General features: G+C 73.2%; 17 protein-coding genes. 9 read left to right on the top strand and 8 right to left on the bottom strand.

Translation table 11 applies throughout. From position 1 onward, the window contains the following. Positions 1–120: 120 nt before the first annotated feature. From nirD to ACWDUZ_RS07050, 5 genes are all read right to left on the bottom strand, one after another. Positions 121–474, bottom strand: a complete 354-nt coding sequence (nirD, locus tag ACWDUZ_RS07030; protein ID WP_451630767.1) for a nitrite reductase small subunit NirD — start codon at positions 472–474, stop codon at positions 121–123. Beyond that, entirely contained in the window at positions 471–3,122 is a 2,652-nt protein-coding gene (nirB, locus tag ACWDUZ_RS07035; RefSeq protein WP_451630768.1) for a nitrite reductase large subunit NirB, read from the bottom strand. The genes nirD and nirB overlap by 4 nt, the downstream gene beginning before the upstream one ends. Continuing rightward, a complete protein-coding gene (locus tag ACWDUZ_RS07040) occupies positions 3,122–4,339 on the bottom strand; it encodes an NAD(P)/FAD-dependent oxidoreductase (RefSeq protein WP_451630769.1) in 1,218 nt (405 codons plus the stop codon). The genes nirB and ACWDUZ_RS07040 overlap by 1 nt, the downstream gene beginning before the upstream one ends. A gap of 211 nt (positions 4,340–4,550) precedes the next feature. Continuing rightward, positions 4,551–5,171: a class F sortase gene (locus tag ACWDUZ_RS07045; RefSeq protein ID WP_451630770.1), complete on the bottom strand. Its 621-nt coding sequence runs from the start codon at positions 5,169–5,171 to the stop codon at positions 4,551–4,553. A 165-nt stretch (positions 5,172–5,336) separates the two neighbouring features. After that, positions 5,337–5,909, bottom strand: coding sequence for a hypothetical protein (locus tag ACWDUZ_RS07050; RefSeq protein ID WP_451630771.1), 573 nt, complete (start codon positions 5,907–5,909; stop codon positions 5,337–5,339). Positions 5,910–6,286: 377 nt separating this feature from the next. Here ACWDUZ_RS07050 and ACWDUZ_RS07055 point away from each other — a divergent pair, with 377 nt between their 5' ends. The 4 genes from ACWDUZ_RS07055 (at position 6,287) to ACWDUZ_RS07070 (ending at position 10,196) form a co-directional block, all read left to right on the top strand. Beyond that, positions 6,287–6,874 carry an NADPH-dependent FMN reductase gene (locus ACWDUZ_RS07055; RefSeq protein ID WP_451630772.1) on the top strand — a complete coding sequence of 196 codons (588 nt, stop codon included), beginning with the start codon at positions 6,287–6,289 and terminating at the stop codon, positions 6,872–6,874. A 205-nt stretch (positions 6,875–7,079) separates the two neighbouring features. Next, positions 7,080–7,952, top strand: coding sequence for a hypothetical protein (locus ACWDUZ_RS07060; protein ID WP_451630773.1), 873 nt, complete (start codon positions 7,080–7,082; stop codon positions 7,950–7,952). Between the two features lie 250 nt (positions 7,953–8,202). Beyond that, positions 8,203–8,628 carry a hypothetical protein gene (locus tag ACWDUZ_RS07065; RefSeq protein WP_451630774.1) on the top strand — a complete coding sequence of 142 codons (426 nt, stop codon included), beginning with the start codon at positions 8,203–8,205 and terminating at the stop codon, positions 8,626–8,628. 206 nt (positions 8,629–8,834) lie between these two features. After that, entirely contained in the window at positions 8,835–10,196 is a 1,362-nt protein-coding gene (locus ACWDUZ_RS07070; RefSeq protein ID WP_451630775.1) for a hypothetical protein, read from the top strand. Positions 10,197–10,365: 169 nt separating this feature from the next. Here ACWDUZ_RS07070 and ACWDUZ_RS07075 read toward each other — a convergent pair whose 3' ends face one another. After that, positions 10,366–12,009: a M4 family metallopeptidase gene (locus ACWDUZ_RS07075; protein WP_451630776.1), complete on the bottom strand. Its 1,644-nt coding sequence runs from the start codon at positions 12,007–12,009 to the stop codon at positions 10,366–10,368. A 141-nt stretch (positions 12,010–12,150) separates the two neighbouring features. Here ACWDUZ_RS07075 and ACWDUZ_RS07080 point away from each other — a divergent pair, with 141 nt between their 5' ends. Beyond that, complete coding sequence (locus ACWDUZ_RS07080; RefSeq protein ID WP_451630777.1) at positions 12,151–12,597, top strand: gamma-glutamylcyclotransferase family protein; 447 nt, start codon at positions 12,151–12,153, stop codon at positions 12,595–12,597. A 58-nt stretch (positions 12,598–12,655) separates the two neighbouring features. On the opposite strand, the gene ACWDUZ_RS07085 is transcribed toward ACWDUZ_RS07080, so the two are convergent. After that, a complete protein-coding gene (locus ACWDUZ_RS07085; RefSeq protein ID WP_451630778.1) occupies positions 12,656–14,830 on the bottom strand; it encodes a molybdopterin oxidoreductase family protein in 2,175 nt (724 codons plus the stop codon). A gap of 120 nt (positions 14,831–14,950) precedes the next feature. Beyond that, a complete protein-coding gene (locus tag ACWDUZ_RS07090; RefSeq protein WP_451630779.1) occupies positions 14,951–15,628 on the bottom strand; it encodes a SanA/YdcF family protein in 678 nt (225 codons plus the stop codon). Between the two features lie 168 nt (positions 15,629–15,796). On the opposite strand from ACWDUZ_RS07090, the gene ACWDUZ_RS07095 reads away from it, so the two are divergent. The 4 genes from ACWDUZ_RS07095 to dnaG all read left to right on the top strand — a co-directional run bounded on the left by ACWDUZ_RS07095 (position 15,797) and on the right by dnaG (position 21,679). Then, on the top strand, positions 15,797–16,717 hold the full coding sequence (locus ACWDUZ_RS07095; RefSeq protein ID WP_451630780.1) for a sirohydrochlorin chelatase: 921 nt from the start codon (positions 15,797–15,799) through the stop codon (positions 16,715–16,717). A gap of 97 nt (positions 16,718–16,814) precedes the next feature. Next, positions 16,815–18,182 carry a deoxyguanosinetriphosphate triphosphohydrolase gene (locus ACWDUZ_RS07100; protein WP_451630781.1) on the top strand — a complete coding sequence of 456 codons (1,368 nt, stop codon included), beginning with the start codon at positions 16,815–16,817 and terminating at the stop codon, positions 18,180–18,182. 195 nt (positions 18,183–18,377) lie between these two features. After that, positions 18,378–19,643 (top strand): NAD(P)/FAD-dependent oxidoreductase, encoded by a 1,266-nt coding sequence (locus tag ACWDUZ_RS07105; RefSeq protein ID WP_451630782.1) that lies wholly within the window; start codon positions 18,378–18,380, stop codon positions 19,641–19,643. A 116-nt stretch (positions 19,644–19,759) separates the two neighbouring features. Continuing rightward, positions 19,760–21,679, top strand: a complete 1,920-nt coding sequence (gene dnaG, locus ACWDUZ_RS07110) for a DNA primase (protein WP_451630783.1) — start codon at positions 19,760–19,762, stop codon at positions 21,677–21,679. Positions 21,680–21,753: the final 74 nt, after the last annotated feature.

Below are 21,753 nucleotides of genomic sequence, written 5' to 3' on the forward strand. Positions count from 1 at the left end.
GGAGTTCTCGTCGTGGTCCCCGACCCTCACTACCGATTGCGACGAGGACTCCGGTCCACCAGGAGAAGGGGCGGCATCCTGTGCGGGGACGCCGCCCCTTCCTCGCGCCCGGAGCAGGCTTCAGGCCATCCGGACCTCGTACGCCGTCACCCGCACCGACTCGTCATCCAGACACCGGCCGCCGGCCAGGTCGAAGCGCTGCTTGAGCAGCGGGGACGCCACGAACGGGCGGCCCCGGTGGGTGCCGGTCAGGCCGCGGGAGAGCACGGCGGCGCCGGTGAAGGGGTCGCGGTTGTCGATGGCGTAGACGCGCCCGGAACGGTCACGGAAGACGGCCACCTGACGGCCGTCCGGCAGCAGGGCCGCCACCCCGCGGCCCGGCAGCAGCGCGCTCAGGTCGCAGACGGTGAACCAGTCGTCGTCCAGCCGCAGCTGCACCTTCAGGTCGGTCTTCTCGGGGGCCAGGGTGGTCATCGCTGGGCGCTTCCTTCCAGGACGTCTTCCAGGTTTCCGGTGGTCTCGGTGGCGTCGGCGGGTCGCATGCCGATGGACAGCAGCGGCAGGTCGGGCTTCATCTGGTCGCGTTCGGGGACGAAACCGACGACCGGATCGGGCGTGTCGGGCGCGTTGACGAAGGACACGAACCTGGCCAGCTTCTCCGGGTCGTCGAGGGTCTCGGCCCACTCGTCGCGGTAGTGGGACACATGCGCGGCCATCAGCGCCTCCAGCTCGTCGCAGATGCCGAGCGAGTCGTGCACCACCACGTCCCGTACGTGGTCCAGGCCGCCGGGGATCCGCTCCAGCCAGACACTGGTGCGCTCCAGGCGGTCGGCGGTGCGGATGTAGAACATCAGGAACCGGTCGATCAGCCGGACCAGTTCGGCGTCCGACAGGTCCTGGGCCAGCAGGTCCGCGTGGCGCGGGGTGGCGCCGCCGTTGCCGCCGACGTACAGGTTCCAGCCGGCCGCGGTGGCGATCACGCCGAAGTCCTTCGACTGGGCCTCCGCGCACTCGCGGGCACACCCGGAGACCGCCGACTTCAGCTTGTGCGGGGACCTCAGCCCCCGGTAGCGCAGCTCCAGGTCGATCGCCATGCGCACCGAGTCCTGGACGCCGTAGCGGCACCAGGTCTGCCCGACGCAGGACTTCACCGTGCGCAGCGACTTGCCGTACGCGTGCCCCGACTCGAACCCGGCGTCGACCAGGCGGGTCCAGATCAGGGGCAGCTGCTCCACCCGGGCGCCGAACATGTCGATGCGCTGCCCGCCGGTGATCTTCGTGTAGAGGCCGAAGTCCCGAGCGATCTCACCGATCACGATCAGCTTCTCCGGGGCGATCTCGCCACCGGGGATCCGCGGCACCACCGAGTACGAGCCGTTCCTCTGGAGGTTGGCCAGGAAGTGGTCGTTGGTGTCCTGGAGCGCGGCCTGCTCGCCGTCCAGGACATGGCCGTGGGCGCCGATCGCCGGGGCCAGCGAGGCGATGATCGAGGCCACCGCCGGCTTGCAGGTCTCGCAGCCGTCGCCGCCCCTCGTCTCCTCGCGGCCATAGCGGTCCAGCAGCTCCTGGTAGGAGGTGAGGCGCAGGGCCAGGACGATCTCGTACAGCTCCTCACGGGTCTGCCCGAAACAGCCGCACAGGCCCTTGTCGACCTCGACGCCGCTCGCCTCCAGCTCCTCGTTCACCAGTTGGGTGAGCACCTTGACGCAACTGCCGCAGCCCGTGCCGGCCTTGGTGCACTTCTTCACCGCGGGCACGGTGGTGCACGCGTGCTCGGTGACCGCGCCGCGGATCGTGCCCTTGGTGACGTTGTGGCAGGAGCAGATCACCGCGTCGTCCGGGAGCGCGGACGGGCCGAGCTGCGCGGGCGCGCCCGCGCCGGCGGGGAGCACCAGCGACTCCGGGGCGATCGGCGGCACCGAACCGGTGAGCGCGCGCAGCGTGCCGTACGCCTCCGCGTCGCCCACCAGGATGCCGCCCAGCAGCGTGCCGTCCCGGCCGATGACCAGCTTCTTGTACAGACCTGCCCGGGAGTCGGAGTAGACCACGTCCAGGCAGTTCTCGGCGGCGCCGTGCGCGTCGCCGAAGGACGCCACGTCCACGCCGAGCAGCTTCAGCTTGGTGGACAGGTCGGCGCCCGTGAACGCCGCCTCGTCCTCGGCGATCGTCGCCGCCGCCGTCTCGGCCTGCTCGTAGCCCGGCGCGACCAGGCCGTACACCCGGCCGTCGGCGGCCAGCGCGCACTCGCCGATCGCGAACACACGCGGGTCGGCGACCGTACGGCACTGCTCGTCGACCGCGATGCCGCCGCGCTCGCCGACGGTCAGTCCGCAGTCGCGGGCGAGCTGGTCGCGGGGGCGGACCCCGGCGGAGAACACCACCATGTCGGTGGCGAGCTCGGAGCCGTCGGACAGCTTCATGCCGGTGACGGCGCCGGAGTCGTCGACGACGACCTCCTGGGTGCCCACGCCGGTGTGGACGGCGAGGCCCATCTCCTCGATGGTGCGCAGCAGCGCCGCGCCGCCTCCCTCGTCGACCTGCACCGGCATCAGGCGCGGCGCGAACTCCACGATGTGGGCGTCCAGTCCGAGGCCCTTGAGCGCGCCGGCCGCCTCCAGCCCGAGCAGACCGCCGCCGACCACGGCACCGGTGGTCGCCCTCGCCTTCGCGTACTCCTCGATGGCGAGGAGGTCCTCGATGGTCCGGTAGACGAAACAGCCGGTGGCGTCCTTGTTCGGGACGGGCGGCACGAACGGGTACGAGCCGGTGGCCAGGACCAGGATGTCGTAGCCGACGACCACGCCCGACCGGGCGGTCACCTTCCGCGCCTCCCGGTCGACGGTCTCGGCCGGGTCGCCGAGGTGCAGCTCGATGCCGTGGTCCTCGATGAACGCGAGGTCGGTCAGCGAGAGGTCCTCGGGCGTCCGGCCGGAGAAGTACGAGGTGAGCTGCACACGGTCGTACGCGGGGCGCGGCTCCTCGCACAGCACGACCACCCGGTGCGTGGCGGTCAGGCCGCGCTCGGCCAGCGCTTCGAGGAAGCGCTGGCCGACCATGCCGTGGCCGACGAGCACGATCGTGGGGGTGTCCGTGCGGGTGTCCGTGGCGGTGTCCGTGGACATCAGGAGCCTCCGTCGTTGGTGAGCAGGTGGAGCAGGGGGCCGCCGTCCGTCGGGAGCGGCTCTGCTCCCTCCCAGGCGCGGGCGAGCGCGCCGACGGTGCCGAGTTCGCCGACGAGGACCCCGCCGACCAGGCGGTCGTCGCGGACGACGACCTTGCGGTAGGTGCCGCGGGTGGCGTCGGCGAGCTGCACGACGTCGTCGCCGGGGCGGGCCTCGGTCTCGCCGAACGCGGCGAGGTCGAAGGGCGAGTGCGGGCCGGTGAGCGTCAGCCTTGTCAGGGAACGGGTGCCGGTGTACCGGGCGTCCGGGTCGCCCGCGAGCAGCGCGGCGAGCGCGCCGGCCTGTTCCAGGGCCGGTGCGGCCAGGCCGTACACGGTGCCGGCGTGCTGGGCGCAGTCGCCGATGGCGTGGACGTGCGGGTCGGAGGTGCGCAGCTCGTCGTCGACGAGGACTCCCTTGCGGACGGTGAGGCCCGCCTGCTCGGCGAGGCCGGTGCGCGGACGCACCCCGCAGGCGACCACCACGAGGTCGGCGTCGAGCGCGTACCCGTCCGCCATCTCCACCGAGCGGACCGCGCCGCCCACGCAGCGCACGTCCCGCACCCGGCACTCGGTGTGCACCTCGACGCCGAGGCCCTCCAGGTGGTGCCGCACGAGCCGGGAGGCGCCCGGGTCCAGTTGCCGTTCCATGAGGCGCTCGGCCTGCTGGGCGAGGACCACCTGCGCGCCGCGGGCCGCGAGCGCGCGGGCCGCGGAGACGCCGAGCAGCCCGCCGCCGACGACGACCGCGCGCACCCCGGGCCGTACGGCCTTGGACAGGCCCAGGCAGTCGTCCATGGTGCGGAAGGCGTGGACGCCCTCGGGCAGCTCGTGGTCCGGTGTGAACAGACCGCGCAGCGGGGGCAGCACGGGGTTGGAACCCGTGGCCAGCACCAGCGTGCCGTAGCCGATCGACGAGCCGTCGGCGCACCGCACCTCGCGTGCGGCGCGGTCGATCCCGGTGACCCGGGCGCGGACCAGACCGGCGGGCGCCGGGAGCGCGATCACCTCCGGTGCGTACCGCTCGGCCAGCACCTCGGCGAGCAGCACCCGGTTGTACGGCGGATGCTCCTCCTCGCCGACGACCAGCGCGGGCGTGCCGAGCTCACCGAGCCGCCGGGCGAGGGTCACACCCGCGAGGCCGGCGCCGATCACCACCACACGCGCATTCGAGGTCATGCACCCGAGCCTGCGGCGCGGACGTTACCCGGCCGCATCACACCTGTTTCCCGTACGGAACGCTGCCCTCAGTGGGCGCCGGGGGTGGATGTGAGGGGTTCGCGGGGGCGGCCGGGGTGTGGTGTGAGGTGTGTGCGGGGGCCGCCGAGGAGCGGATCGAGGGGGCGGCCGGGGTGCGGTACGAGGCGGGGACCGGGAGACGGTCGGCCGGTCAGCGGCTGCCGGTCAGATGGGCGAAGACGACGACGTTGCCCTGGTAGCCGGTGGACCGGGAGTAGCCGCCGCCGCAGGTGATCACCCTCAGCTCGGGGCGCGGGGCGGCGCCGTAGACCTTCTGGTCGGGGAAGTGACTGGCCTGGTACACCTCTATCGCGTCCACGGTGAAGACGGCGACGCTGCGGTCCCGGCGGTCCACCTCGATGATGCTGCCCTTGCGCAGGGCGCCGAGGTCGTAGAAGACGGCGGGACCCTCCGTGTTGTCGACGTGGCCGGCGACGATCGCGGTGCCGTTCTCGCCGGGCGTGGTGCCGGCCTCGTACCAGCCGGCGAGGTTCTTCTCCTGGGAGGGCGGGACGTCCAGGCTGCCGGAGGGGGTCAGGCCCAGGCCCATCAAGGGGGCGTCCACCCGTATCGAGGGTATGCGGATACGGAGGGGCGGGGACGGCGGCAGGGCGGGGGCGGCGAGCCGTTCCTCGCCGGGGTCGGGGTGGCCCTCGGCCGCGGCGGGCTGGGGCGGCGGCTGCTCGTGGCCGGTGCCACGCAGCAGCCATACGCCGGAGCAGAGGGCGACGACGGTCACGGTGGCTATCGCGGAGTTGCCTATCCTGCGCATACGAACACCTCTCGCCCCCGTGTCGGCCCCCGCTGGTTGCACCCCCGACGCTTCATGGACCCCGTTTCGATCCGGTGCCCCGTGCCCCCTCCGGGCCACGAGGGGCGTCGGGCCCGGAGGGGGAGGGACGTGCGGTACCGGTGGACGGACAGCGGAGGGTGTCCGTCAGATCCCGTCGCCTCTCGCCCGGCGATGCAGGAGCCAGGTACCGCCCGCGGCGGCGACGGCCAGAGCCGCCACGCCGGCCGCGGTCCGTACGGGGTCGGCGCCCAGCGCGCCGCCGACCCCCGTCTTCACACTTCCCCGGGGCTGGAGCTGCCCCTGGGCGGAACTGAGGGTGACGATCAGATCGCCCTTGACCCGCCGGCCGCCCACGGCGCAGTCCGCGACGATCTCGTACGTCCCCGGTTGCGCGCTCTCCGGCACCCGGAACTGGCCGATCGCGTCGCCCTCGTGCGCGCTCGGCGCCAGCGGGAAGGCGCCCGCGCCGACGGCGCTCGCGTCACCCGCCGCGGAGCCCTTCGCGCCGCACGCCTTGGTGTTCACGCTGACATGACCGCCCGGCACCACCGAGGACGGGTACACCTCGAGAGCGCCGGTGGCCGGGCCGGAGGGACGCGCCGCCACGACGGCGTCCTCGGCGCCGTACGCGGGCGCGGCGAGACCGCTCACGGCGGCGACGGCGAGCGCGGCCCCGGTCACGGCCCCGGCCGACGACAGACGAGCGAGACGTCGCATCGGTCCTCCTCCCAGCTCTGCGGTTCTGCTGTTGCCCTGCGGTCCCGCGGCGGCGGCACGGCCCAGCGGCACCCACGAGTGCCGTGGCCGTCGCCGCGCCCTGCCCTTTCGAGGTAAGTGGCACGGACGCGAGCCCGCTTCCTGAGGGCACGTCAGAAATGCGGTGAACGGGTGTCGAGACGTCTCGCCGGGGAGGCGTGACGAGGGGTGTTTGAGCAGGTCAGCGTGGCTTCGCTGACGGCTCGTCGGGAAACACCCCGAAGGGTGCGCAGCGCGGGGGTGAACGGGTGATCGCGACGCTCGGGCTCGACGGCGACGCGAAACCGGGGCGTGACCGGCTTGACCTCGACAAAGCTTGAGGTATCAGGCTGTGCCGCATGAACACCACCGCGGAACCCCTGAAGGTCACCCTCGTCATCGGCAGCAACCGCCACGGCCGCTTCGGCCCCGTGGTCGCCGACTGGCTCCTCGCCCGCCTCCGCGACCGCGCCGACCTGGTCCCGCAGGTCGTGGACGTGGCGGAGACGGCGGCCCTGCCGACGACCCTGGCGCGCGGCCCGGAGGCGACGGCGGCCCTGGCGGACATCACACCGAAACTGGCGTGGGCGGACGCCTTCGTCGTCCTCACCCCCGAGTACAACCACTCCTTCCCCGCCGGCCTGAAGAACCTCGTCGACTGGCACTTCGCCGAGTGGCAGGCCAAGCCAGTCGCCCTCGTCTCCTACGGCGGCCTGTCCGGCGGCCTCCGCGCCGTGGAGCACCTCCGCCAGGTCTTCGCCGAACTCCACGCGGTCACCGTCCGCGACACGGTCTCCTTCCACAACGCACACGCGTCCTTCGACGACGAGGGCCGTCTCGACGACCCCACCGCCGCCGACGCCGCGGCGAAGTCGATGCTGGACCAGCTGGCGTGGTGGGGGCAGGCGCTGCGGGAGGCCAAGGAGCGACGGCCGTACGGCCGTTAGCCCGCGGGCTCCGGATCCGCCTTTGGATAGCCCCTGCCAGGCGGTTCGTGCCCATTTGTCCGAACGCTCGTGCTCACACCGGTCGTTGATGTATAAACGGCCCGCCATCGAACCCCCCGCCCCGTCGAAGGGTTGCTTCGTGCTGTCCGGAACACGTCTTCGCCCCAGTGGGCTTCGTCGCAGTGGGCGCCGCGCCGTCGTCGCCGTGTCGGTCGCGGTCGTCGTGGCCCTGTCCGGTTGCTCCGGGAGCGACGGTACGCGGAAGGAGGCGGGGCGGCACGCGTCCACGGGGGCGGCCGAGGCGCGACCCGAGCCGAAGAACGCGCCGGACACCCCGGCCGAGCCCGCGGCGAAGCCGCGGACCGCCGCGGAGTTCGTCGCGCGGGCCCGGCGGGCCATGGGGGCCGAGAAGGGGTGGACGTTCACTCTCAGCGGCAGCGAGTCCGCCGTCATGCGGGGGCAGGCGCCGTCCAGTGCCACGTACGCCGCGACCGTGCACCGCACCACCGCCCCCGAGGCACTGGAGCAGATCGGCACGATCACCACCGGCAAGGGGGAGCGCAAGCCCGAGCTGGTGTACGTCGTCGGCGGTACGGGCTATGTCAGGGAAGGCGCCGGGGCGTGGAAGAAGGGGCCGCTGTCCGATCCGGACATCGCCGACGACGTCGAGGACCCGGTGGCCGAGCTGGCCGGTTTCGCGGCGTACGCCAAGAGCGCGAAGGTGACCGACGCGGGGGCCGATGGCCGGGTGCGGCTTCGGGTCACCGCTTCCGGGTGGCGGTTGTCCGCCGCGCGCGGGCGTCCGGCGCTGAAGAAGGCCGTTCGGGAGGTGCAGCCCACGCTCGCTCAGCTGCGCAAGGCGGGAGTGAGGGCGACCGACGGTCGGATCACGCTCAAGAGCTTCGACGAGACCTGGGTCCTGGACCCGGCGCACGGGTATCGGATCGCCACGCACCGGTACGCCTTCGCGTTCCTGGTGCCGTACTCGGGCGGGGACATCACGGTCAGTCAGGAGGTACGGGCCGAGAACTACGGCGTGTTCACCGGGACGGTGACTCTGCCGAGTGGCGCGCGGTGACGGCCGGCGTCGGTCGTCGTGCCCGGTGTCGGCGGAGAGCGCCCGGCGTTCGTCCGGCATGCGGCGTTCATGACTCACGAGCCGTGGAAAGGTTGCGGCTCCTGGGTGAGATTCCGGTGTGAGATTCGGCATGCTTCTGACCCGTGTCGCCTCGGCCGCTCGATCCGCTGGGACATGAGGGGGGCTGCTCGAAGTTCCCCGCGTGGGCCGAGCGAGGGGGCGGTTTCTCATGGGCGGGGCGGACGGGCGCATGCCGAGTGCGGGCGTGCCGGACGCGAGGGGGATGCGGGCGTACGCGGCGGCCTTCGTCGAACGGGTCGCGACACGCAACCGGTTGCCGCTGGACTACTCGGCGGCCAGTCTGCGCCTGGTCGATTTCCTCGTGGACGGGTTGCGCAAGGGCGGCTCCGACGGGGAGCGGGCCCGCGAGACGCTCTCCGGGCTCGGTGCGTACGTCGGTGAGGTCCTGGTGCGCCGCGCCGGCGCGGTCTGGGTCGACTTCGACGCCGCACAGCGGGCCTACTTCGGCCAGCCGGTCGGCGTACGGATGCCCGACGGGCGGGTGTGGAATCCGCTCGGCAAGGTCCGCAACCGCTTCGACGCGGGTGGCCCGGAGGAGTCGTTGCAGAGGTTCTGGCTGACGCTCCACGGGAGGGTCAGGCGCGAGGTCGCCTGATGCTCCCGGCTTGCGTCGATCCCGGATTCCGGCCCTGTACCGTGGCCGATTCCGTGCCCGAGCCGTTCTTCGAGCCTGCCTGAACGGCCGGTGAGCATAGGGGCGTTCGGCGACGTGTGTGATGGCGCCGTACCGAGAGAGCCGCCGAAGCCGCACGGCAGAGCGCGCGGCGCCGCGGCGTGACGTCCTGGCCTACGGTGGTGCCCGTGTTCGTCGACGCCGTGGTGGTCGTGTCCGTCGCTCTGGCTCTGGTGCTCGCCCCGCGCGTGCCGGCGGCCGTCCGGCGGACGCCGCCCCGGTCTCGTACGGGCCGCTCGGTGCCGCCGCTCGCCGCGCTGGCGGTGGTGACCGGGCTGATCTACGTCAACCAGGTGCTGTTCACCGTGTACGTGCTGCGTGTGCACGGCGGCGACCCGTCCTTCGTCGCGCGGTACCTGCCGACGGGATGGTTCGAACTCGTCTCCGAGAGCCCCGTGTCGCGGCGGCTCGCCGACGGCTTCCCCGCGCCCGAGCTCCTCGCTCCCTCGGTCCTGCGGGTCCAGGCCCTTCTCGAGCTGCCCTTCGTCCTCCTGGCCTTCGCGGTCGTCGTGCGGTGGTTCGACGCGGAGCTGTACCGGGCGATCGCCCGGTCCGCCCTGCTGCCGCTGGCCTCGCTGTCGTACACCGCCGTGTTCTGTCTCGTGGAGTGGGACCTGCGCAATCCGTACACGGTCGACGACATCGTCGTACGAGCCGTCTCCGCCGTCCTCACACCCCTTTTCCTCGCCCGTCTGGCGGCGCGTGACACCGTGGACACCCGGACCCCGGCCTCCGTGTCCGGGCTCCTGGTGTTCATTGGCTCGCTGGGCGCTCTGGGTGTGCTGGTGCTGGTCGTGTACGACACTGCCCTGCTCTACAACCTGGGGCGGTTGAACGACCGCCTGCCGGTCGCGTCGGCGGCCGCCGGCCTTCTGGCGGCACTGCGCGGGGTCGCGCACCGACTGCGGGACGACCGGTCCGCTGCCGGTCTGGCGATGTCGTTCGTGTGGCACGCCCTGTTCCGCTGGCTCGCGCTCTTCTTCGTGCCGGCGCTGGCGGTGCGCTACGGCGTGATGTTCGGGACACCGTGGTCGGCGGCAGGGGCGGGGCTGGTGATCGGGGCGGCGTCCTGTCTGCCGGCCGGCCGGGACGCGGTGGCCGGGACGGCGGACGTGACGGACGCGGCCGGCTTTCCGCCGGGCCGTCGCCGCACACGCGCTCTCCGGCTGGCCGGGCGACTGACCTGCGCCGGCCTCGTGGGCACGGGGGCCGCGTACGTGGTCGTGACCGTGTCCCGGACGCTGAGCCCCGGCCCGTACTACGAGACCAGGGCACTCTTGGGGGCAACGGCCTTCCTGGTGACGGCCGTGACGGCAGTCGGAGCCGTCGACGCCGTGGGCCGGCGGCGGACGGGTGTCAGTCCGCCGGCACAAGCGCGCCTCCGCGCTGCGGCGGAACCTCGCCGACCGCGGCATGCACCAGTGCGCGAGCCCGGTCGATCCGCTGGTGGCGGTCACCGCCCGGCACCACAAGCCGACCGTCCTTCATGAGGACGGCGACTTCGAGGGCATCGCCCGCGTCACGGGGCAGCAGGTGCGGCGGATCGTGGAGTGAGCGCGGCACCGGTCGCCCGGCGCGGGGACGTGCCCTGCGGGTAGGACGATGCGATGGCCGCGCGGGCCATGAGAGCGGGGCGGCCGTCGCATCGTCCAGTGGCGGTCAGTTGACGTTGACCGCGCTCCAGGCCGCCGCCACCGCGTTGTACTCCGCGCTGCCGGAGCCGTAGAGGTCCTTGGCCGCGTTCAGGGTGGCCGTGCGGGCGCCCGCGTAGTTGGTCGAGGACGTCATGTAGACGGTCAGGGCGCGGTACCAGATCTTGCCGACCTTGTCGCGGCCGATGCCGGTCACCGCCGTGCCGTTGTACGTCGGCGAGTCGTAGGCGACGCCGTTGACGGTCTTCGCGCCGCTGCCCTCCGCGAGCAGGTACGCGAAGTGGTTGGCGACGCCGGAGGAGTAGTGGACGTCGAGGTTGCCGACCGAGCTGGTCCAGTAGTCGGCCGAGGTGCCGTCCCTTGACGGCTTGTCCATGTAGCGCAGGGCCGTGCCCCCGAAGCCGGAGCGGACGATCTTCTCGCCGATGAGGTAGTCACCGGGGTCGGAGGAGCTGTTCGCGTACCACTCGACCATCGTGCCGAGGATGTCGGAGGTGGCCTCGTTGAGGCCGCCGGACTCGCCCGAGTACGTCAGCGCCGCCGTCTTCGACGTCACGCCGTGGGTCATCTCGTGGCCGGCGACGTCGAGCGCGACCAGCGGCCCGAACGTCGTCCCGTCGCCGTCGCCGTACGTCATGCAGAAGCAGCTGTCGTCCCAGAAGGCGTTGTTGTAGTTGTTGCCGTAGTGGACGCGGTTGTACGAGCCCTTGCCGTCGCCCGCGATGCCGTTCCGGCCGTGGACGTTCTTGTAGTAGTCCCAGGTCTCGTTCGTCCCGTACTGCGCGTCGACGGCCGCCGACGCGCGGTCCGCCGTGGTGCCCGTGCCCCAGTGGTTGTCGGCGTCGGTGAGCAGGGTCGCGGGGGCGCGGCTGAAGCAGATGCCGAAGATGCACAGGTCGGTCTTGTTCGCGGCGTCGCCGGTGTAGGTGTTGCCGCGCGTGGGGTCCTTGAGCTGGTACGTCGAGCCGGACTGGGTCGTCTCCAGTGCCACAGTGCCGCTGTAGAGGGACTTGCCGTCCCCCGTCGCCGTCTCGATGCTGTCCCAGGCGTCGATCTGCGCGCCCGTGCGGGCGTCGGTCAGCACCGTACGGGCGACCGGGTTGCCGAGGGAGTCCAGCCCGGCCGCGTTGGTGCGCCAGGCCAGGCGCGGGGCGCCGTGCAGGGCGTCGACGACCAGTTCGGGTCTGGCCTTGACGCTCCTGAGGGTCTCGCCGAGGTTCGCGGCGCGCAGCGCGTTGACGGCCAGGTCGGCGGCCTTGGGGGCGGCGAGCTGCGGGGTGGTGGTCGGGAGCGAGATCGTGCCCCTGGTCGCCCGGTCGGCGCCGCGGTAGGTGCCGTCCGGGGTCAGATGGACCACGAAGTCGCCGCCCAGCACCGGCAGCCGGTCGTAGGTGCGGTCGTAACGGACGTGCTGGGTACCGTCCTTGTCGACGATGACGTCCCGGACGGTGGTGTTCTCGGCGGAGGTCAGTCCCAGGGCCGTGGCGTGGTCCAGGAGCGCCGCGGCCGCGTTCCGGACCGCGGTGGCGGGGCTGGGCCTGCCTGCCGCGTGCGCGGCGGGGGAGAGTACGGCGGCCAGCAGGGTGGCGGTGGTGGCGGCTATGCCGGCCGTGGCCAGGCGGCCGCCTCGGGTGTGCCGTGTCCGACTCATCGGTCTCCTCGGGAAGGCGCCATCGATGGGGGATGGGGATGGCGCTGACGTTCGTTCAGGTTTACGGGACCATGACAAGTCGTGTCCATACCGCCTCCATGGAGATGTGTGGGGAGCTGGAGGAAGTACAGAATCGTTTCCGTGATCGTTCCGGCCCCTGCCCCGCCGCCCGAGCCCCTCCCGTTCTTCGTCTACGGCACCCTGCGCCCCGGCGAACGCAACCACGACGTTCTCCTGCGCGGCCGCACCCGGACCGAGGAGCCGGCGCGCCTCACCGGCGCCGTGCTGTACGAGGGGCCCGGCTATCCGTACGCGGTCGAGGAGCCGGGCGGCGTGGTGCGCGGCGAACTGGTGACCGCACGGCTCGAGACGTACGACGAACTGCTCACCGTCCTCGACCGGCTGGAGGGGTACGTCGCCGGGGACCCCCGCAGCCTGTACGAGCGTGTCGAACGCGAGGTCGTCCGCGAGGCCGACGAGACGGCGGTGCGGGCGTGGGTGTACGTCGCGGGTCCGGTCGTGACCGCACGCCTGCGCGACGGCGGCCGGGTCATCGAGGGAGGCGTCTGGTCGTCCCGCCCGCGCTGAGGCCGCCCGGCAGCGCTACGGGCTGTCCCGTGATCCGCGGTGGATCACGGGACAGCCCTCAGGAACGCACCGCTTCCAGCCGCACCGCGCACACCTTGAACTCCGGCATGCGCGAGGTCGGATCGAGGGCCGGGTTGGTCAGCGTGTTCGCGCGGCCCTCGCCCGGCCAGTGGAAGGGCATGAACACCGTGTCCGGGCGGATGCCGGCCGTGATGCGCGCGGGCGCCACCGCACGGCCACGCCGGGAGACCACGGCCACCGGGTCGCCCTCGACGGCCCCCAGCCGCGCGGCGAGCCGCGGGTGCAGCTCGACGAACGGGCCGGGTGCGGCGGCGTTCAGCTCGTCCACGCGCCGGGTCTGGGCGCCCGACTGGTACTGGGACACCACCCGCCCGGTGGTCAGCAGCACCGGGTACTCCTCGTCCGGCTCCTCCGCGCTCGGCCGGTGCGAGACGGGCGCGAACCGGGCCCGGCCGTCCTCGGTGGGAAACCGGTCGAGGAACAGGCGGGGAGTACCCGGGTGCGCCTCTGAACCGGACGCGGGAGAGGAGGCGGGAGCGGGAGCGGCAAGGGGGGAGGAGACGGGACCGGGATCGGGGACGGTGCCGGCCGGGTCGGAAGGCGCCGGGCACGGCCAGAACACCCCGTTCTCCTCCGCCAGCCTGCGGTACGTGATCCCCGAATAGTCCGCCGGACCTCCCGCGCTCGCGCGGCGCAGCTCCTCGAAGACCTCCTCGGGATCGGTCGGGAAGCCCTTCTCCACGCCCAGCCGCGCGGCCAGTTCGTGCAGGACCTCCAGGTCGCTGCGCACCCCGTCGGGCGGCGTGATCGCGCGCCGCCGCAGCAGCACCCTGCCCTCCAGGTTCGTCGTCGTGCCCGTCTCCTCCGCCCACTGCGTGACCGGCAGGACGACGTCCGCCAGCGCGGCCGTCTCCGAGAGCACGACGTCGCAGACGGCCAGGAGGTCCAGCGATGCCAGCCGCTCCTCCACATGCGCGGCGCGCGGCGCCGACACCACCGGGTTGGAGCCCATCAGCAGCAGGGTGCGGACGTCCGTGCCGAGCGCGTCGAGGAGTTCGTACGCGCTGCGGCCCGGCCCCGGCAGGCTGTCCGGGTCCACGCCCCACACCTCGGCCACGTGCCGTCGCGCCGCCGGGTCCGTGAGCTTGCGGTAGCCGGGCAACTGGTCGGCCTTCTGGCCGTGTTCGCGCCCGCCCTGCCCGTTGCCCTGCCCGGTCAGGCAGCCGTACCCGGACAGCGGCCGGCCCACCCGGCCGGTCGCCAGGCACAGGTTGATCCACGCGCCCACCGTGTCCGTGCCCTTGGCCTGCTGCTCGGGGCCGCGTGCGGTGAGCACCATCGCCGACTCCGGCGCGCAGAACATCCGCACCGCTTCCCGGAGTCGGGGAACGGGCACCCCCGTGACCCGCTCCACGTACTCCGGCCAGTGCGCCATGGCCGCCGCCCGCGTCTCCTCCCAGCCGGTCGTCCGCTCCTGTATGTACGCCTCGTCGGTGCGGCCCTCGGCGACGACCAGGTGCAGCAGGCCCAGCGCCAGGGCGAGGTCGGTGCCGGGCCGGGGCGCCAGATGCAGATCGGCCTGCTCGGCCGTCTTCGTCCGGCGCGGGTCGACGACGATCAGCGTGCCGCCGTTCTCGCGCAGCTCGGTGAAGTAGCGCAGCGAGGGCGGCATCGTCTCCGCCGGGTTGGAGCCGACCAGGATCACACAGCCGGCGCGGGGGATGTCCGCGAGCGGGAACGGCAGCCCCCGGTCCAGCCCGAACGCCCGCGTCCCGGCGGCCGCCGCCGACGACATGCAGAAGCGACCGTTGTAGTCGATCTGCGAGGTGCCCAGCACCACCCGCGCGAACTTGCCCAGCGCGTACGCCTTCTCGTTGGTCAGCCCGCCCCCGCCGAACACCCCGCAGGCGTCCGGGCCGTGCTCCTCGCGCGCGCGTGCCAGTGCCCCGGCGATGCGGTCCAACGCCTCCTCCCAGGTGGCCGGCGCGAGGGTGCCGTCGCCGGAGCGCACCAGCGGGGAGGTCAGCCGTGCCCGGGAGGAGAGCACCGCGTGCGCCGTGCGGCCCTTGCCGCACAGCGCGCCCCGGTTCACCGGGAAGTCCGCGCGCTCGGTCACCTCCACGCCCCCGTCCGGGGCGGGGGTGAGGTTCATCCCGCACTGCAGGGCGCAGTACGGGCAGTGCGTGGGCGTCGCGGAGGTCTGTCGCTGCATGCCGCTCAGCGTGCGCGGGCCGTGTTACACGCCCGGGCGGCCGCTGTTACGCGTCCGGCACGGTGACCTCGCAGCGCCGGCCCGGCCGCCGTGAGGCCGCCGTCGGGAGAAGGGCGCTGCTCACCGGGCGCCGGCCAGGGCGCGGGCGACCCCGTGCTCCTTCGGCCCCAGGAACGTCGGGTCGGGACGGAACACCACGTCCAGCACCGCCTTGCCCGCCGCGAACACCTCGCGGGTGCCGCCGTAGTACCAGGTGACGTCGTGCTTGTCGGCCACGCCGACGCCGTAGGAGTCGATGCCCGCCGCCGCGCACAGGGCCACCGCCCTGCGGATGTGGAAGCCCTGGCTGACCAGGACCGCCCGGTCCACACCGAAGATCTTCTTCGCGCGCACGCAGGAGTCCCAGGTGTCGAAGCCGGCGTAGTCGGTGACGATCCGGGCGGCGGGGACCCCGTGCTCGGTCAGGTACGCGCGCATGGCGTCCGGCTCGTCGTAGTCCTCGCGGCTGTTGTCGCCGGTGACCAGGAGCACCTGGACCCGGCCCGCGTGGTACAGCCGCGCCGCCGCGTCCAGGCGGTGCGCCAGATACGGCGACGGCTCGCCGTCCCACAGGCCCGCGCCGAAGACCACGCCGACCTCGGTGCGCGGCACATCGGCCGTGGTCCGCAGCCGGTCGCCGGTCGCGACGAACAGCCAGGTCGCCGGAAGCAGCGCCAGCACGCACAACGACATCACGGTCTGCACCAGCCGCCGCCGCCCGGCGCGGGTGCGCGGCAGCCTCGGTCGGTGGATCTTCATGCCCGGCATGCCCATAGGGACGCGCTGCGCGGCCACCCGGTTCGCCGGGCGGGGCGGGGAGCGGGCGAGCCTGCTCACCCCGCCCGCCCCCGCGCCGTGAAATGCCGGAAAACACCCCGGTCACGGCGACGCAACGACGCGGCAACCTCACACCGTCAGGATCTGTGCATGACGGCGTCGAACCCTCCTCGCGGCGAGTCCCGCCACGCGTCCTTCCACGGCCCCGGCGGGCCGCCGCTGCCGGATGCCCGCCTCGACAGCACGGCGCAGCTCATGAGCAGCATCAGCACCCGGCTCGCCGCCCGGCTCGGCCTGGTGTCGCCCAGCGGCGGACGCCGGCCCGCGCCGCCCGCCCTCGTCCTCGTGGCGCACGGCAGCCGCGACCCGCGCGCGCTGAGCACCGTACGGGCCCTCATGGACCGGGTCCGCGAGCTGCGCCCCGGACTGTCCGTGCACCTGGGGCACATCGAGCTGAACGAGCCGCTGCTCCCCGACACCCTCGCCGGGCTGGGCCACGGCGACGCCGTCCTGGTGCCGCTGCTGCTCAGCCCGGGCCACCACGTCAAACGAGACATCCCCGAGACGGCCGCCGCCGCACCGGCACGCACGCGCGTGGCCGCACCGCTCGGCCCGCACCCGCTGCTCGTGGAGACCCTGTACGACCGTCTGGTCGAGGCGGGCTGGCCCGCCCAGGCCGGGACCGACGACGCCGTGCGCCGGACGAGCGCGGTGGTGCTGGCCGCCGCCGGCTCGCGCGACCCCGAGTCCGCGGCCGGCACCCGCCGCACCGCGCGGCTCCTCGCCGACCGCCTCGGCGTGCCCGTCGTGCCCGCCTACGCCTCCGCCGCCCGCCCCTCCGTCCCGGCCGCCCTGCGTGCCCTCGCGGCCCGGGGCCGCCACCGCGTCGCCGTCGCCTCCTGCTTCACCGCCCCCGGCCGCTTCGCCACCCAGTGCGCCGAGGCCGCCCCCTGGATCGCCTCCGCCCCGCTCGGCGACCACCCGGCGATGGCCCGGCTGGTCCTGCACCGCTACGACCGCGCCCTGGCGGCGCCGGCGGCCTCGGCGCGGGACGCGCGCGTGCCGGCCTGACCCGCGCGTCCGGCGGCGGCGTCACCGGTCCCACGACCACCGACCGGAGCCGGACGGTGACGTCCCGATTGTCGGCGGCTGCGCTTACTGTCGATGCATGGAAGGGATCGCCCCCGGGGCAGCCGAGGCAGCAGGGCAGTACGAGAACCATCTCCCGCCCGCCGGTTACGAGGCGTCCGCCGTCGAGCGGTGGGCCGCCGAGCCCGACAAACGGCCGGGCCGTACGGCCTTCCAGCGCGACCGCGCGCGCGTGCTGCACTCCGGCGCGCTCAGACGCCTGGCGGGCAAGACGCAGGTGGTCACACCCGGCGAGCGCAGCCAGGCGTGGGACCCGAGCCCCCGCACCCGGCTCACCCACTCGCTGGAGTGCGCGCAGGTCGGACGGGAGCTGGGCGCCGCCCTCGGCTGCGATCCCGACCTGGTGGAGGCGGCCTGCCTCTCCCACGACCTGGGTCACCCGCCCTTCGGGCACAACGGCGAGCAGGCGCTGAACGAGTTCGCCCAGGACTGCGGCGGCTTCGAGGGCAACGCCCAGTCCCTGCGGCTGCTCACCCGCATCGAACCCAAGCGGTTCGTGCCCGACCCCGCCTCCGGGGAGCTGGTCAGCGTCGGCCTCAACCTCACCCGCGCCGCCCTCGACGCCGCCACCAAGTACCCGTGGCCGCGCGGCGCGCACCCCAGCGACCCGGCCTCCCCCAAGTTCGGCGTGTACGAGGACGACCGGCCGGTCTTCGACTGGGTCCGCAAGGACGCGCCCGGCACCCGCACCTGCTTCGAGGCCCAGGTCATGGACTGGTCCGACGACGTGGCGTACTCGGTGCACGACGTGGAGGACGGCCTGCACGCCGGCCACATCGACCCGAACTGCCTCCAGGACGAACCGGAGCGGCAGGCGGTGTTCGCGGTCGCCGTCGGCCGTTACGTCCCCGCCGACACCGACCCCGAGGAGCTGGCCGAGGCTCTGGACCGCCTGCTGGGCCAGGAGTGGTGGCCGCACGGCTACGACGGCTCGGCGGTCGCCCAGGCCCGGCTGAAGGACGCCACCAGCCAGCTCATCGGCCGCTTCTGCCTGGCCGCCGAGGGCGCCACCCGGCAGACGTGGGGGTACCGCCCAGGCCGTTCAGGCTCTGGGGGAGGCAGCGGGCGGCTGAGCCGTTACGGCGCCGAGCTGGTCGTGCCCAGAAGCACCCGAATGGAGTGCGCGGTCCTCAAGGCCGTCGCCGACCGCTACGTCATGCAACGCGCCGAACAGGAACGGCTCCGCGCCGACCAGCGGATCGTGGTCGCCGAGCTGGCCGAGGCGCTCACCGCGCGCGCCCCCGAGGGCATGGACCCGCAGTTCCGGGCCCTGTTCGACCAGGCCCGGGACGACCGCGCCCGCAAGCGCGTCGTCGTCGACCAGATCGCCTCCCTCACCGACGCCTCGGCCCGCTCGCTGCACGCACGCCTGAGGGGGCGCGCATGACACTGACAGCGCGCTTACGGTCGTCCGTGATACCGGTGATACCCATGTGACAACAGTCGGTTCCAGAGGGGATCCGGGCGCCGTGACCAGGCCTCCAGGTGACCCTCCGTGGCCTGATCGGGCCACTCCCTCTTCCCGCACCACGCTCCGTGCGGGACGCTCGCATGTGGCGGCACCCTGACGAGGAGGCAACAAGTGGTCGACGCGGATCAGACATTCGTCATCGTCGGAGGGGGTCTGGCCGGCGCCAAGGCGGCCGAGACCCTCCGTGCGGAGGGCTTCAGCGGCCGCGTCATCCTCATCTGTGACGAGCGCGACCACCCCTACGAACGCCCACCGCTGTCCAAGGGCTACCTGCTGGGCAAGGACGAACGCGACACGGTCTTCGTGCACGAACCGGCCTGGTACGCGCAGAACGACATCGAGCTGCACCTCGGCCAGACGGTCGACTCCATCGACCGCGCCGCCAGGACCGTCCACTTCGGCGACGACGGCACCCACGTCCGCTACGACAAGCTGCTGCTGGCCACCGGCGCCGAGCCGCGCCGCCTGGACATCCCCGGCACCGACCTCGCCGGCGTCCACCACCTGCGCCGCCTCGCCCACGCCGAGCGGCTCAAGGGCGTCCTGGCCCACCTCGGCCGGGACAACGGCCACCTGGTGATCGCCGGCGCCGGCTGGATCGGCCTGGAGGTCGCGGCGGCGGCCCGCGAGTACGGCGCGGAGGTCACCGTCGTCGAACCGTCCGCCACCCCGCTGCACCACGTCCTCGGCCCCGAGCTCGGCCAGATCTTCACCGAGCTGCACCGCGAGCACGGCGTCCGCTTCCACTTCGGCGCCGTGCTCACCGAGATCGTCGGGCAGGACGGCATGGTGCTGGCCGCCCGCACCGACGACGGCGAGGAGCACCCCTGCCACGACGTGCTCGCCGCGATCGGCGCGGCACCGCGCGTCGCCCTGGCGGAGGCGGCGGGCCTGGAGCTGGCCGACCGCGCCCACGGCGGTGGCGTGGCGGTCGACGAGCGGCTGCGCACGTCCGACCCGGACATCTACGCCGCCGGCGACGCGGCCTCCTTCCCGCACCCCCTGTTCGACACCCGGCTGCGCGTCGAGCACTGGGCCAACGCCCTCAACGGCGGCCCGGCCGCCGCCCGCGCCATGCTCGGCCAGGACGTCACCTACGACCGCGTGCCCTACTTCTTCTCCGACCAGTACGACCTGGGCATGGAGTACAGCGGCTGGGCGCCGCCGGGGTCGTACGACCAGGTGGTGATCCGGGGCGACGCCGGGAAGCGGGAGTTCATCGCGTTCTGGCTGAAGGAGGGCCGGGTGCTGGCCGGGATGAACGTCAATGTGTGGGACGTCACGGAGCCGATCCAGCAACTGATCCGTACGAAGGCACAAGTGGACACCGACGCGCTGGCGGACCCGCATGTGCCGCTGGCCACGCTGGCCTCGTAACGGGGCGGCACTGTCCTACCGCCCCCGTGCTGCAGTTCCCGGGGGGTCAACCCCCGGACCCCCGGCCGGGGGCAGCTCGCCCCAGGAGTGTCGGTCCGGCCCCGTAGAATTCACGCGTGGCAGGACGGATCAACGACGAGGACGTGAAGGCGGTACGGGACGCGGTCCCGATCGACGCCGTGGTGTCCGAGTACCTCCAGCTGCGCAACGCGGGCGGAGGCAACCTCAAGGGTCTCTGCCCCTTCCACGACGAGAAGTCGCCGTCCTTCCAGGTCAGCCCGAGCAAGGGACTCTTCCACTGCTTCGGCTGCCAGGAGGGCGGCGACACCATCACGTTCGTGATGAAGGTCGACCACCTCTCCTTCTCGGAGGCGGTCGAGCGACTGGCCGCCCAGGCCGGCATCACCCTGCGTTACGAGGAGGGCGGCTACAACCCGGCCCACCAGCGCGGCGAGCGCATCCGGCTGGTCGAGGCCCACAAGCTGGCCGCCGACTTCTACGCCGAGCAGCTCGCCGCTTCCGCCGAGGCCGAGACCGGCCGGGTCTTCCTCGCCGAACGGGGCTTCGACCAGGCCGCCGCCGTCCACTTCGGCGTCGGCTACAGCCCCCAGGGCTGGGACCACCTCACCCGCTTCCTGCGCGGCAAGGGCTTCACCGACAAGGAGCTGATCCTCTCCGGGCTGGCCCAGGAGGGCCGCCGCGGCCCCATCGACCGCTTCCGCGGCCGGCTGATGTGGCCGATCCGGGACATCGGCGGCGAGGTGGTCGGCTTCGGCGCCCGCAAGCTCTACGAGGCGGACAACGGCCCCAAGTACCTCAACACGCCCGAGACGCCGATCTACAAGAAGTCCCAGGTCCTGTACGGCATCGACCTGGCGAAGAAGGACATCGCGAAGGCCTCCCGCGCGGTCGTCGTCGAGGGGTACACCGACGTCATGGCCTGCCATCTCGCCGGAGTGACGACCGCCATCGCCACCTGCGGCACCGCCTTCGGCGGCGAGCACATCAAGATCCTGCGCCGGCTGCTGATGGACAACGGCTCGGCCCGCGTGATCTTCACCTTCGACGGCGACGCGGCCGGCCAGAAGGCGGCCCTGCGCGCCTTCGAGGACGACCAGAAGTTCGCCGCCGAGACCTACATCGCCATCGCGCCCGACGGCATGGACCCCTGCGAGCTGCGCCTGGCCAAGGGCGACGAGGCGGTGGCCGACCTCGTCGAACCGCGCACCCCGCTGTTCGAGTTCGCGCTGCGCCAGATCGTGGCCCGCTACGACCTGAACACGCCGGCCGGCCGCGCCGCCGCCCTGGACGAGGCCGCGCCGGTCGTCGCCCGGATCAAGAACAGCGGCGCCCAGCACGAGGTCGCCGTCCAGCTCGCCGGCCTGCTCGGCATCCTGGACACGCAGTTCGTGGTCAGACGCGTGGCCCAACTCGCCCGCTGGGCGCGGGAGCGCGGCGGCCGCGGCCCGGCGCCGGAGCGGCAGCAGCGGGGACCGCAGCAGTCGTACGCCGCCGCGCCCGCCCACCCCGCCGCCCCCCGCGGCCCGGCGCTCAACCTCCGCAACCCCGTCTACGCCACCGAACGGGAGCTGCTGAAGCTGGCGTTGCAGCGACCCGAACTGGTGTCCCCGGCTTTCGACGCCTACGGGGTGGACGAGTTCACCGCCCCGCCGTACGCGGCCGTACGGCAGACCATCCTGGAGGCGGGCGGCGCGGAGTACGGCGTCGCGGATCCGCAGGGATACCTGGTCCGCGTCCGCGACGCCGCCCCCGACGACACGGTCCGCGCGATGGTCACGGAACTCGCGGTCGAGGCGATCCTGCTCCGCCGGGAGGTCGACGACGCCTACGCCGGCGCCCAGCTGGTCACCGTCCGCCGCCGCGCGGTCGAACGCCGCATCCGCGACCTGCAGAGCACGGTCGCCCGCCTCGGCAACGGCGGCGACCCGGCCCAGCTGGCCGCGGTGCAGAACGAGCTGTGGATCCTCCAGCAGTACGACCAGGCGCTGCGGGAGCGGGGCGCGGCGGCGCTGTGAGTCGCGCCGGGGACGGCGCCCCGAGTCCTCAGTGGCCGGTGATCGCGTCCCGCGCCAGGATGACGGAGGCCGGC

This window comes from Streptomyces sp. NPDC003393, from assembly GCF_053589015.1.

Bases quoted from the DNA above. Each gene is read 5' to 3' on its own strand.
- nirD (WP_451630767.1), bottom strand. From the start codon at position 474: ATGACCACCCTGGCCCCCGAGAAGACCGACCTGAAGGTGCAGCTGCGG.
- nirB (WP_451630768.1), bottom strand. From the start codon at position 3,122: ATGTCCACGGACACCGCCACGGACACCCGCACGGACACCCCCACGATC.
- ACWDUZ_RS07040 (WP_451630769.1), bottom strand. From the start codon at position 4,339: ATGACCTCGAATGCGCGTGTGGTGGTGATCGGCGCCGGCCTCGCGGGT.
- ACWDUZ_RS07045 (WP_451630770.1), bottom strand. From the start codon at position 5,171: ATGCGCAGGATAGGCAACTCCGCGATAGCCACCGTGACCGTCGTCGCC.
- ACWDUZ_RS07050 (WP_451630771.1), bottom strand. From the start codon at position 5,909: ATGCGACGTCTCGCTCGTCTGTCGTCGGCCGGGGCCGTGACCGGGGCC.
- ACWDUZ_RS07055 (WP_451630772.1), top strand. From the start codon at position 6,287: ATGAACACCACCGCGGAACCCCTGAAGGTCACCCTCGTCATCGGCAGC.
- ACWDUZ_RS07065 (WP_451630774.1), top strand. From the start codon at position 8,203: ATGCCGAGTGCGGGCGTGCCGGACGCGAGGGGGATGCGGGCGTACGCG.
- ACWDUZ_RS07075 (WP_451630776.1), bottom strand. From the start codon at position 12,009: ATGAGTCGGACACGGCACACCCGAGGCGGCCGCCTGGCCACGGCCGGC.
- ACWDUZ_RS07085 (WP_451630778.1), bottom strand. From the start codon at position 14,830: ATGCAGCGACAGACCTCCGCGACGCCCACGCACTGCCCGTACTGCGCC.
- ACWDUZ_RS07090 (WP_451630779.1), bottom strand. From the start codon at position 15,628: ATGAAGATCCACCGACCGAGGCTGCCGCGCACCCGCGCCGGGCGGCGG.
- ACWDUZ_RS07095 (WP_451630780.1), top strand. From the start codon at position 15,797: ATGACGGCGTCGAACCCTCCTCGCGGCGAGTCCCGCCACGCGTCCTTC.
- ACWDUZ_RS07100 (WP_451630781.1), top strand. From the start codon at position 16,815: ATGGAAGGGATCGCCCCCGGGGCAGCCGAGGCAGCAGGGCAGTACGAG.